Annotated in this window: 9 protein-coding genes and 2 pseudogenes; all 11 read left to right on the top strand. The window is 71.9% G+C overall.

Translation table 11 applies throughout. From position 1 onward, the window contains the following. Positions 1–65 precede the first annotated feature (65 nt). Positions 66–1,392 (top strand): annotated as a pseudogene (dnaG, locus tag ACN28A_RS04765) (DNA primase); the annotation flags it as partial. A gap of 71 nt (positions 1,393–1,463) precedes the next feature. Continuing rightward, a pseudogene (locus ACN28A_RS04760) lies at positions 1,464–1,949 on the top strand (DNA primase); the annotation flags it as partial. 2 nt (positions 1,950–1,951) lie between these two features. After that, the gene (locus tag ACN28A_RS04755; RefSeq protein ID WP_421404152.1) at positions 1,952–2,491 is read left to right on the top strand and encodes a hypothetical protein; all 540 of its coding nucleotides are present in this window, start codon (positions 1,952–1,954) and stop codon (positions 2,489–2,491) included. A gap of 251 nt (positions 2,492–2,742) precedes the next feature. Continuing rightward, positions 2,743–3,675 (top strand): ABC transporter ATP-binding protein, encoded by a 933-nt coding sequence (locus tag ACN28A_RS04750; RefSeq protein ID WP_421392706.1) that lies wholly within the window; start codon positions 2,743–2,745, stop codon positions 3,673–3,675. A gap of 1 nt (position 3,676) precedes the next feature. After that, entirely contained in the window at positions 3,677–4,489 is an 813-nt protein-coding gene (locus tag ACN28A_RS04745; protein ID WP_421392704.1) for an ABC transporter permease, read from the top strand. 67 nt (positions 4,490–4,556) lie between these two features. Next, positions 4,557–5,366: an ABC transporter permease gene (locus ACN28A_RS04740; RefSeq protein WP_421392702.1), complete on the top strand. Its 810-nt coding sequence runs from the start codon at positions 4,557–4,559 to the stop codon at positions 5,364–5,366. A gap of 221 nt (positions 5,367–5,587) precedes the next feature. After that, entirely contained in the window at positions 5,588–6,538 is a 951-nt protein-coding gene (locus ACN28A_RS04735) for a YihY/virulence factor BrkB family protein (RefSeq protein ID WP_421392700.1), read from the top strand. A gap of 190 nt (positions 6,539–6,728) precedes the next feature. Next, on the top strand, positions 6,729–7,907 hold the full coding sequence (locus tag ACN28A_RS04730; protein ID WP_421392698.1) for an ROK family transcriptional regulator: 1,179 nt from the start codon (positions 6,729–6,731) through the stop codon (positions 7,905–7,907). Positions 7,908–8,109: 202 nt separating this feature from the next. Beyond that, a complete protein-coding gene (locus ACN28A_RS04725) occupies positions 8,110–9,849 on the top strand; it encodes a sugar ABC transporter ATP-binding protein (RefSeq protein WP_421392696.1) in 1,740 nt (579 codons plus the stop codon). Beyond that, a complete protein-coding gene (locus ACN28A_RS04720; protein WP_421392693.1) occupies positions 9,846–10,976 on the top strand; it encodes an ABC transporter permease in 1,131 nt (376 codons plus the stop codon). The genes ACN28A_RS04725 and ACN28A_RS04720 overlap by 4 nt, the downstream gene beginning before the upstream one ends. 112 nt (positions 10,977–11,088) lie before the next feature. Then, positions 11,089–12,168 carry a substrate-binding domain-containing protein gene (locus ACN28A_RS04715; RefSeq protein ID WP_421392690.1) on the top strand — a complete coding sequence of 360 codons (1,080 nt, stop codon included), beginning with the start codon at positions 11,089–11,091 and terminating at the stop codon, positions 12,166–12,168. Positions 12,169–12,191 lie beyond the last annotated feature (23 nt).

The raw sequence follows: 12,191 nt of genomic DNA, 5'->3' as shown, positions 1-12,191 counted from the left end.
CCGCCACCCCTTCGCCGTGCACGTCGGTCCGGCAGGGCAGGATGTAGGGCCGAGGGGGTGAGGCGGTGGCCGGGCGGATCCGCGACGAGGACATCGCGCTGGTACGCGAGCGCACCTCGATCGCCGACATCATCTCCGAGACCGTCACGCTGAGGTCGGCCGGCGGCGGCAACCTCAAGGGCCTCTGCCCGTTCCACGACGAGAAGACTCCGTCGTTCACCGTCGCCCCTGCCCGAAATGTCTATTTTTGTCATGGTTGTGGGGCCGGCGGGGACGCGATCAAGTTCCTGATGGACGCCGAGCACCTGACCTTTGTCGAGTCGGTCGAGCGGCTCGCCGACCGGGCCAACCTCCAACTGCGCTACATCGAGGCCGGTCCGGCGCCGGTCCGGCCGCAGCAGGGCCAGAAGCAGCGGCTGGTCGCCGCGCACACCGCCGCCGCCGAGTTCTACGCCGGCCAGCTCGGCACCGCCGGGGCCCGGCCGGCCCGGGAGTTCCTGGCCCAGCGCGGCTTCGACCGTACGGCGGCGCAGACGTACGGCTGCGGCTTCGCCCCGGACGGCTGGGACCTGCTCACCAGGCACCTGCGGCAGCAGGGCTTCACGGCGCAGGAACTGGTCACCGCCGGGCTGGCCAAGCCGGCCCGGTCCGGCTCGTTGATCGACAGGTTCCGGCGCCGGCTGCTCTGGCCGATCAAGGACCTGACCGGCGACGTGATCGGCTTCGGCGCACGCAGACTCTTCGACGACGACGACGGCCCGAAATACCTGAACACCCCGGAGACGCCGATCTACAAGAAGTCGCACGTGCTCTACGGCATCTCCCAGGCGAAGCGGGAGATCGCCCGGCAGGGGCGGGCGGTGATCGTCGAGGGGTACACCGACGTGATGGCCTGCCACCTGGCCGGGGTGCCGACGGCGGTGGCGACCTGCGGCACGGCGTTCGGCGCGGACCACATCTCGGTGTTGCGCCGGCTGCTGATGGACACCGACTCGGTGGCCGGCGAGATCATCTTCACCTTCGACGGCGACGCCGCCGGGCAGAAGGCGGCACTGCGGGCCTTCGAGGACGACCAGCGCTTCGTCGGGCGTACCTTCATCGCGATCAGCCCGGACAACATGGACCCGTGCGAGCTGCGGCTGGCAAAGGGCGACCTGGCGGTGCGGGACCTGGTCGCCCGCCGCGAGCCGCTCGTCGACTTCGCGCTGCGCCAGATCCTCGACCGGTACGACCTGGACACCGTCGACGGCCGGGTGGAGGCGATGCGCCGGGCCGCGCCGCTGGTGGCCCGGCTCAAGGACCGGGAGAAGCGCCCGGAGTACGTCCGCAAGCTCGCCGGTGACCTTGGCATGGAGATCGAGCCGGTGCAGCGGGCGGTGTTGAACGCCGCCGCCGGACAGGGGACCGGGCAGTCCCGCCGGGGCACCGGGACCGAAGCGACCCGGCCGCAGCGACAGTTCGTCGAGCCGGTCATCGACAACCCGCAGTCGCTCGTGGAACGGGAGGCGCTCAAACTCGCCCTCCAGGTGCCGGTGCTGGCCGGCCCGATGTTCGACGCGCTGGCCGCCGAGGTCTACCTGCACCCCGTGCACCGGGTGGTGCGGGCCGCGGTCGAGGCGGCCGGCGGCGCGGCGGCGGCGACCGCCGGCGCGGTCTGGATCGAACGGGTCCGGGACGCCTGCGGCGACCTGGCCGCGGCGGCGCTCGTCGGCGAGCTGGCCGTGGAGCCGCTGCGGCTGGACGGCGACCCCGATCCCCGGTACGTCTCGATCACGCTGGCCCGGCTGGAGTGGGGCTCGGTGACCAGCCGGATCCGGGACCTGAAGTCGAAGGTGCAGCGGGTCAACCCGACCGCCAACAAGGACGAGTACTTCGCGCTCTTCGGTGAGCTGCTCTCCCTGGAGCAGCACGCGCGAGCCCTGCGCGAGCAGGCGATGGGGGGTCTGTGACCGTGGAGGCGTTCAACCTGTTCCGGCGGGGCCGGAAGCTGCCGGCCGATCGACGGCCGGCGCTGGAGCCCGGCGAGCGGGTGCTCGACTGGGCCCGGGTGGCCGACGGCGAGGAGATCGTGGTGGTTACCGACCGTGGGCTCTGGCTGCCCGGGGAGGCGGCCCGGCTCGGCTGGCACGACGTGCACAAGGCGGTCTGGTCGGGGCGGGACCTGGCGGTCACCCCGGCCGAGCTGGTCGAGGAACGCGCCGACTACCGGGTGGTGGCGGACGCGGCGGTCCGGACCTACCTGCTCGTCGATCCGGGTGACGTGCCGCACCAGGTGCGGGCCAGGGTGACCCGGTCGGTGGGGTACACGGCACACCACCGGTTGCCCGACGGTGGCGGCCTGCGGATCGCGGCCCGGCAGGTGCGCGGCGTCGACGGGCTGACCTGGACGGTCCGCTACGACCCGGGTACGCCGGTCGACGATCCCGCCGTGCTGGCCGAGACCGACCGCCTGGTGGCGGCGGCCCGGTCCGGGACCGACCCGGACCTCTGAGCCGGTGCGGTCCCACCGCGACCGGTGGCGGCCGCCGTGGGTGATCCGACGAGCCGGTGCGGTGTCACCGCGACCGGTGGCGGCCGCCGTGGGTGATCCGACGAGCCGGCGCGGTCGTCACCCCGACCGGTCGCGGCGCCGTCGGTGATCCGACCCGGGGTGCGCCCGCCGCTGGTCGGCCGGGGTGACCCGGACGGCTGTGCGGCGAAACTCGGTGGGGCGTGTCGGACCCGGCGGTTATGGTCGAGCCCGTGGCTAGGGACGGGATTCTCATCCAGGCGCGAGGACTGGTCAAACGGTTCGGGGATTTCACCGCCGTCGATGGGATCGACGTCGACGTGCGGTCGGGGGAGGCGTTCGGCTTCCTCGGCCCGAACGGTGCCGGCAAGAGTTCGACGATGCGGATGATCGGCTGTGTCTCGCCGCCGACCGACGGCGAGTTGCAGATCATGGGGATGGACCCCCGGCGGAACGGGCCGGCGATCCGGGCCCGGCTCGGCGTCTGCCCGCAGTCGGACAACCTCGACCCGGAGCTGACCGTCCGGGAAAACCTGACCACCTATGCCCGCTACTTCGGCATCCCGCGCCGGGTGGCCCGGGAGCGCGCCGCCGAGCTGCTCGACTTCGTGCAGCTCGCCGAGCGGGCCGGCAGCAAGGTGGAGCCACTCTCCGGCGGCATGAAGCGGCGGTTGACGATCGCCCGCGCCCTTGTCAACGAGCCGGACATCGTGCTGCTGGACGAGCCGACCACCGGGCTGGACCCGCAGGCCCGGCACCTGGTCTGGGAGCGGCTGTTCCGGCTCAAGCAGCAGGGGGTCACGCTGGTGCTGACCACCCACTACATGGACGAGGCCGAGCAGCTCTGCGACCGGCTGGTGGTGATGGACGGCGGCCGGATCGTCGCCGAGGGTTCACCCCGGGCGCTGATCGAGCGCTACTCGACCCGTGAGGTGGTCGAGCTGCGGTTCGCCGGTGAGAGCCAGGAGGCCTTCGCCGGCAAGCTGGACGGGCTGGCCCAGCGGATCGAGGTGCTGCCGGACCGGATCCTGCTCTACGTCACCGACGGCGATGCCGCGGTGGCCGAGGTGCACGGCCGGGCGTTGACCCCGGCCAGCGTGCTGGTCCGGCGCAGCAGCCTGGAGGACGTCTTCCTGCACCTGACCGGCCGGACCCTGGTGGACTGAGATGGCCCTGGTGGAGACGTCGCCGGTGACCCGGCCGCAGGCCGGTGTGGTCGGCCGGTTCCGCGCGCTGGCGGTGCTCGAATACAACCTGGTGGCATACCGGCGCACCTGGCGGGCCGGCGTCTTCTCGTCGTTCCTGCTGCCAGTGCTCACCATGCTCGGCTTCGGGGTGGGCGTCGGGGCGTACGTCGAGGGGCCGGTGGCCGGGGTGAGCTACCTCGACTTCCTGGTGCCGGGACTGATCGCCTCGACAGCGCTCCAGGTGGCGATCGGCGAGTCCACCTGGCCGGTGCTCGGCCACTTCGAGTGGACCAAGATCTACATGGCGCAGGCGGCCACCCCGCTGCGGGTCGCCGACCTGCTCGGCGGCCAGCTCGGCTTCGTGCTCTTCCGGGTGCTCAGCAGCAGCTCCGCCTTCCTGCTGGTGGCGGCGGCGTTCGGCACGCTGCACTCGCCGTGGGCGCTGGCGACCCTGCCGCTGGTGGTGCTGATCGGGGCGGCGGTGGCGGCTCCGGTCTTCGCGTACAGCTCCTCGATCCGCAGCGACAGCTACCTGGCGCTGCTGTTCCGGTTCGCGGTGATCCCGATGACGCTCTTCGCCGGGGTGTTCTTCCCGGTCGAGTCGCTGCCGGCGGTGCTGCGCTGGTTGGCGTACGCCTCGCCGCTCTGGCACGGCGTCGACCTGTGCCGGGCCGCCACCCTCGGGGTCGCGCCGGCCTGGTCGGTCACCGGTCACCTGCTCTACCTCGCCGCCTGGGCCGGCGTCGGCTGGTGGCTGGCGCACTCGGCGTTCCGCCGCCGGCTGGTGGTCTGAGTCGCGGTCTCCGCCGTCCGCCCCCGTCCGGTTCCCGGCCGTTCTAAGCAGCAGAGAGAGGCTTGTCGTGGTCAGCACCGTCCTGCCCCGGCTGATCAGTTTCGAGGGTGCGCCCCGGCGGGCGGCCTCGGTGACCGAGCGCAACGTCGCGGCGTTGAAGTCCGCGTACTGGGTGGTGCTGATCTCGGGCTTCTTCGAGCCGCTGCTCTATCTGCTCTCCATCGGCGTCGGGGTCGGGGAGCTGGTCGGCGACCTGACGCTGCCGGGCGGCACCGTGGTGTCGTACGCGGCCTTCGTGGCACCGGCGATGCTGGCCGCCTCGGCGATGAGCGGGGCGCTGGCCGAAACGACATTCAACTTCTTCGGCAAGATGAAGTACATGAAGCTGTACGACGGCATCCTCGCCACCCCGGTGCGGCCGTTCGAGATCGCCCTCGGCGAGCTGGCCTGGGCGATGCTCCGGGGTAGCCTCTACTCGGCGGCTTTCCTGGCCGTGATGGTGGCGCTGGACCTGACCAGCCCGGTACGCGCACTCGTCGCCTTTCCGGCCGCCGTACTCGTCGGCTTCGCGTTCGGCGGGCTGGGCATGGCGCTCTCCACCTTCATGCGCAGTTGGCAGGACTTCGACCTGATGGGCTCGGCCCAGTTCGCCCTCTTCCTCTTCTCCGGAACGTTCGTCCCGGCCGAGGCGTATCCGGCGGTGCTGCGCTGGCTGGTGGAGGTGACGCCGCTCTACCGCGCGGTGCACCTGGTCCGGGGCATCACGGTGCAGGGCGGCGGCTGGGCCGAACTCCTCGACGTCGGCTACCTGCTCGGACTGACCGCGCTCGGCCTCTTCGTCGCCGGCCGCCGGATGGGCCGGCTGCTCTGCAAGTGAACCCGGGCGGCGGGTCGGGACGGATCGGGGGCAGGGCGTGCCGGGAGGAGGGTTTGCCGGGACGGGACGTGCCGGACTCGACGTGCCGGGCCGAGCCTGGCCGATAGGCCGGACGCGACCACTTCCGGATGACTACTTTGAGTAGTTGGGCGGCTTTGAGTAGTTGGGCGGTCGCGCCGGCTGTCGGTGGTCGGCGGCGGGATGCCGGCGGGGAGGGCGGGATGAGCGGCAGGCGGACCTCCGGGTCGCCGTGGCGGCTGCCCCGGGGCGCCTGGGCCGCGGTGCTGCGCCGGACCCTGCGGGAGGCGCAGGCGGACAACCTCACCGACTGGGCGGCGGCGCTCACCTACTACGGCGTGCTCTCGCTCTTTCCGGCCCTGCTGGTCCTGGTGGCGGTGCTGGGCCTGCTCGGCGACGCGGCGGTGCGCGGGGTGCGCAACGTGGTCCGGGACGTCGTGCCGGCGGCGTCGGCCCGGGACATCCTGCTCACCGGGATCGACCAGGTGCAGGGGAGCACCGGGGCCGCCGGCGTGGTGGCGGTGCTCGGCATCCTCGGTGCGTTCTGGACCGCGTCCGGCTATCTCGGCGCCTTCACCCGGGCGGCAAACGTCATCTACGACGTGCCGGAGGGTCGACCGCTGGCCCGGACCCTGCTGCTGCGGATCGGCCTGACCGCCCTGGTCGGGCTGTTGGTGTTGGTCGGCCTGGTGCTGCTGGTGTTCAGTGGGCGGCTCTCGGCGCAGGTGGGCCGGCGGCTGGGCGTCGGCGAGGCCGGCGTGACGGCCTGGGACGTCGGCAAGTGGCCGGTACTCGTGCTGCTGGTCAGCCTGATCTTCGCCGTGCTCTACTGGGCGGCACCCAACGCGCGCCGCCGGTTCCGCTGGCTCAGTCCCGGCGGCGTCTTCGCGGTGCTGGTCTGGGCGGCGGTCTCCGCCGGCTTCGCGCTCTACGTGAGCTACTTCGCCTCGTACAACCGCACCTACGGATCGCTGGCCGGTGTGATCGTCTTCCTGGTCTGGCTCTGGCTCTCCAACGTCGCCATCCTGCTCGGTGCCGAGCTCAGCGCGGAGCTGGAACGGGAGCGGACGATCCGGTTGGGCGGGCCGGCGGACCGGGAGCCGTACGTCCCGCTCCGCGACGACCGCAAGCTCAGGAAACGGGATGGCGGGTGATCGGCGAGAGCGCTCCCTCGGTCAGCCAGCCCTTTCCTTGATCAACAACTAACTTTCGTCCGTTGGGACAAAAGTTAGCGTCATCTTGGATGAAGCTCTAGACACGCCCTTCTGAAGGCTCCTACTGTGTCGAGCACAACGCGCTGACGTTGCGTCGACGTGAACGGATGCCTGACGGAGGTGAGTCCCTGTGCGCACCCCCGAGGCGCTGCACCTGCGGCTGCTCAGGCTGTTGCGCGACGAGGGCGCGGTGTCCCGGGCCGAACTCGCCGACCGGTTGCAGATCCCCCGGCCCCGGCTGCTGGCCGAGCTGGAGCGGCTGGTCGGCCTCGGCTACGTGGCGGAGGCCGGACTCGCCGCCTCCCGGGGCGGGCGCCGCTCCACACTCGTCGAACTCAGCCCCGACCTGCGGTTCGCCGCCGTCGACCTGGGCGCCAGCTCGATCGACGTCGAGGTGGTCAACGGCCGGCTCGAACCCGTCGCCGCGTACGCCGAGCCGACCGACATCCGGATCGGCCCGAAGGCGATCCTGCAACGGGTGAACGAGTTGCTGCACAAGGCCCAGGTCGACGGGGCGTACGAGCGGCTGCACGCCGTCGGTATCGGCGTACCGGGGCCGGTGAGCTTCCGGGACGGCGTACCGGTCTCCCCGCCGATCATGCCCGGCTGGGACCGGTTCCCCGTCCGGGAACTGCTGACCCGGGAGCACGGCTGCCCGGCGGTGGTGGACAACGACGTCAACATCATGGCCATCGGTGAGCGGCACGGCGGCGTGGCGCACTCGGTCGACGACTTCCTGTTCGTCAAGATCGGCACCGGCATCGGCTGCGGGATCTACCTCTCCGGCGAGGTCTACCGGGGCACCGACGGCTGTGCCGGCGACATCGGGCACATCCAGGTCGACTCGCACGGGCCGATGTGCTCGTGCGGCAACGTCGGCTGCCTGGAGGCACTGTTCAGCGGTGCCGCGCTGGCCAAGGAGGCGACCACGGCGGCCCGCAGCGGCGCCTCGCCGGCGCTGGCCGAGCGGCTCTCCGCCACCGGCACGGTCACCGCGCTCGACGTCGCCGAGGGCGCCATCGAGGGGGACGTCACATGCATCCGGCTGATCCGCGACGGTGGCCGTCGGGTCGGCGGAGTACTCGCCGGCCTGGTCAGCTTCGCCAACCCGTCGATGATCGTCATCGGCGGCGGGCTGGCCCAGCTCGGCCACATCCTGCTGGCGGAGATCCGCAGCGTGGTCTACCGGCGCTCGCTGCCGCTGGCCACCGGCAACCTGCCGGTGGTGCTCTCCGAACTCGGTTCCCGGGCCGGGGTCGCCGGGGCGGCCGTGCTCGCCACCGACGTCGCGTTCGGGGAGGCGTCGTGACCGGCCGAAGCACGGGCGACGGCCGGCGGTGGATGCCGCGACCCGCACCGGGCAGCCGGGCCGACGTCATGACCGCCCGGAGCGCGGGCGACGGTCGGACCGGTCGGCCCCGACCGGTGGAAGCCGCCGGGCGCGCCATCCGACCCCGGCCAGCGGACCGGCCGGGAGACCGGGCCGGCGACGAGCAGACCGAGGGGACGTCATGACCGCAGCCGACGAGCGACCCAGCCCGGACGGGCGATCCGCCGCCGACGAGCAGGCCGCCGCCGGAGCACCCGTTCCCGCACAGCGGACGGCTGCCGGCGGGAGGAGCGGAACCGCCGCGGCCGGCGCGGAAGGTACGGCCGGCGCGGATGCTCCGGACCCGACCGCCCCGGCCGGCGACCCGTCGCCGCCGGTGACCGTGCCCGCCGACACCGTCTCCGGCGAGGTCGTGCTGCGGCTCACCGACGTGGTGAAGACCTTCCCCGGCGTACGCGCCCTGGACGGGGTGCAGCTGGAGGTGCGGGCCGGCGAGGTGCACTGCCTGCTCGGCCAGAACGGCGCCGGCAAGTCGACGCTGATCAAGGTGCTCTCCGGCGCCCACCAGCCCGACTCCGGTCAGGTGGAGTGGCTCGGCGAGCCGGCCTCCTTCGGCAACCCGCAGGCCGCGATGAGGGCCGGGATCGCCACCATCTACCAGGAACTCGACCTGGTCGACGACCTCTCGGTGGCGGAGAACACCTTCCTCGGACACGAGCCGCGCCAACTCGGCTTCGTCCGCCGTGGCTACATGGCCCGGCAGACCCGGCAGATCCTGGCCCGGCTCGGACACCCGGAGATCCCGCCCCGCCGGATGGTCCGCTCGCTGCCGTCGGCCGGCAAGCAGATCGTCAGCATGGCGCGGGCGCTCTCGCACGAGGCGCGACTGATCATCATGGACGAGCCGAGCGCGGTGCTGGCGCACGACGAGGTCGGCAACCTGTTCCGGATCATCCGGGAGCTGACCGCACAGGGCATCGCGGTCATCTACATCTCGCACCGGCTGGAAGAGATCCGCGAGATCGGCGACCGGGTCACCGTACTCAAGGACGGCCGGACCACGGCGGCGAACCTGCCGGCCCGGACCACGCCCACCCGCGACCTGGTCAGCCGGATGACCGGCCGGACCATCGAGTACGTCTTCCCGGACCGCCCCGCCGAGGCGCCGGCCGCCGAGAAGCTGCTCGAGGTACGTGAACTCGGCCGGGAGGGCGAGTTCGCCGACGTGTCGCTCACCGTGCGGGCCGGCGAGATCGTCGGGATCGCCGGGCTGGTCGGCTCGGGCCGGTCCGAGCTGCTGGAGACCATCTTCGGGGCCCGCCGGCCCACCTCCGGCACGGTCACGATGGCCGGCCAGCCGGTCCGGCCGGGCAGTGTCGGCGCCGCCGTCCGGGCCGGGATGGGGATGGCGCCGGAGGAGCGCAAGAGCCAGGCACTGCTGCTCGGCGAGCCGATCTACCGCAACGTCACGCTCGCCACCTTCAGCCGCTGGGCCCGGCTCGGCTTCACCGACGCGGGTCGGGAGCGGGCCGAGGCGGAGGAGGTCGCGCAGCGGCTGGAGCTGCGGCCCCGGGACGTGCGGCGACCGGTACGCACGCTCTCCGGCGGCAACCAGCAGAAGGTCGTGGTCGGCCGCTGGCTGCTCGGCGGCACCCGGCTGCTGCTGCTCGACGAGCCGACCCGGGGCGTCGACGTCGGCGCCCGGGCCGAGCTCTACCAGGTGATCCGGGCGCTGGCCGCCCAGGGCGTCGGCGTACTGCTGGTCTCCAGCGAGGTGCCGGAGGTGCTCGGCCTGGCCGACCGCGTACTGGTGATGCGGGAGGGCCGGGTGGTGCACGAGGCACCGGCCGGAGAACTCGACGAAGACACCGTGCTCGACCTCGTCATGGCGGGGTCGCTTATGGAGGGGGCGCCAGCGTGACCGAACGTACCGAGACCGCCGCGCCGGCGGGAACGGCGTCGCCCGTGGACCGGCCCGCGCCGGTGTCACCGGCGCCGGCCGGAGCGCCGGCGCCACACGGAGCCGGTGCGGCCACGAACGGGAACGGCCGGTGGGCCGGCGAGGCGGGTGAGAACTTCCGCCGGAACCTCGGCCTGGTCGGGGTGCTCGTGGTGTTGATCGTCATCGGCATCGTCACCCGGCCCGACCTCTACGGGGACCCGGCCTGGGTGCGGTCCAACGTCTTCTCCATCCTCACCCTGGCCTCGGTGGTCGGTGTGGTGACGGTGGGCATGACCTTCGTGATCATCGGTGGCGGCATCGACCTCTCGGTCGGCGCGATCGTGGCGCTGGCCGGGGTCTGGAGTACAACTCTCGCGACCCAGAGCTACGGCGCCGGAGGGATGATCTTCACCGCGATCGTGGTGGCGATCTGCGTCGGGCTGGTCAACGGGCTGCTGATCTCGTACGGGCGGCTGGTGCCGTTCATCGCCACCCTGGCCATGCTGGTCGCCGCCCGGGGGCTCGCCACCGAGATCTCGGACAGCCAGACCCAGGTCTCCAACAACGCGACGATCAACGGGATCGCGAGCACGGACATCCTCGGCATCCCGATGCTCGTCTTCATCCTCGCCGCGGTGGTCGCGGCCGGCTGGGTGCTGCTCAACCGCACCACCTTCGGCCGGCGTACGGTCGCGGTCGGCGGCAACCCGGAGGCGGCCCGGCTGGCCGGCATCAACGTACGCCGGCACAGCATGCTGCTCTACGCCCTCTCCGGCCTCTGCTGCGGGATCGCCGCGATCATGCTCACCGCACAGGCCAACTCCGCGCAGGCGGCGATGGCGAACCTCTACGAACTCGACGCGATCGCCGCGGCGATCATCGGTGGCACGCTGCTCAGTGGCGGCCGGGGCACGATCATCGGCTCCCTGCTCGGCGTGATCATCTTTGCCACCATCACCAACCTGTTCGCGATCAACGGCCTCTCCACCGAGGCGCAGAACATGGTCAAGGGCGGCATCATCGTCGCCGCCGTACTGGTCCAGCAGTTCCGGTTCAAGTCGGTCACCCAGCTCCTCGCCCGCAACAAGCTCACCTCGACGAACTGACGCACCGCAACAGATCCGGTGGCGGCTGCCGCCGGTGGTCGTCTCCGGCCGCCGGCGTGCACCGCCACCCACCCTCACCCCACCCGAAGTCGACATAAACCAGGAGGTCGTCATGACCCAGCACGATCCGCTCCGGCCGGTGCGCGACCTGTCCCGCCGCCGGCTGCTGCTCGGCGGAGCGGCGGCGGGCGCGGGCGCCCTGCTGCTCAGCGCCTGCACCAGCAACGACACCGGCGGCGGCGGGAACGAGCAGGTCAAGGAGGCGGACGACGCCGCCAACCCGAACAGCGCCCCGGGCCAGAAGGTGGTCATCGGCTTCTCCGCCCCGGCCGCCGACCACGGCTGGCTCGCCGCCATCACCAAGAACGCCGAGGCGCAGGCGAAGGTCTACTCCGACGTGGAGTTCAAGACCGTCACCGCCGGTGCCGACGCCGCCGCCCAGCGGGCCGCGCTGGCCACGCTGATCTCGCAGAAGCCGAACGTGATCGTCATGCTGCCGCACGACGGCAAGGAGCTGAACGCCTCCGGGCTGGAGGCGATGAAGGCCGGCATTCCGGTGGTCAACCTGGACCGGGCGTTCCCGGACGCGCTGGCCTACCGGCTCCAGATCAAGGGCGACAACTACGGCATGGGCGTGGCGGCCGGCCGCTACATCGGCGAGCAGATGAAGGCCAAGGGCATCGCCAACCCCATCATCGGCGAGATCGCCGGCATGGACGAACTGGAGCTGACCAAGGAGCGGACCGCCGGCTTCAACGCCGAGCTGGCCGTCTACGGCTTCAAGGTGGCAAACCGGCGGGCCGCCCGGTTCACCGCCGACACCGGCCAGGCCGAAGCCTCCCAGCTGCTCCAGGCGCTGCCCAAGATGGACGCGGTGTGGAACCACGACGACGACCAGGGCATCGGGGTACTGGCCGCGATCAAGCAGGCCAACCGTTCCGAGTTCATCATGGTCGGCGGCGCCGGCTCCCTGGCGGCCATCCAGGCCATCGCGGCCGACAACAGCGTCCTGAAGGCAACCGTCACCTACAGCCCGTCGATGGCCTCGTCCGCGATCTCGCTGGCCCGGCTCATCGGTCAGGGGAAGGGCATGTCCGACCTCGTCGAGCTGCAGGTGCCGAAGGAGATCACCTTGGCCTCCGAGACGATCACGAAGGAGAACGCGAGCCAGTACACCAAGCTCGGGTTCTGACACACCGGGGGGAGACCCACCTT

This window comes from Plantactinospora sp. WMMB782 (assembly GCF_049179135.1).
Lineage (GTDB): Bacteria > Actinomycetota > Actinomycetes > Mycobacteriales > Micromonosporaceae > Plantactinospora.
Note: the sequence above shows the minus strand (reverse complement) of the source record. Positions and strands in the feature narration are given on the sequence as shown.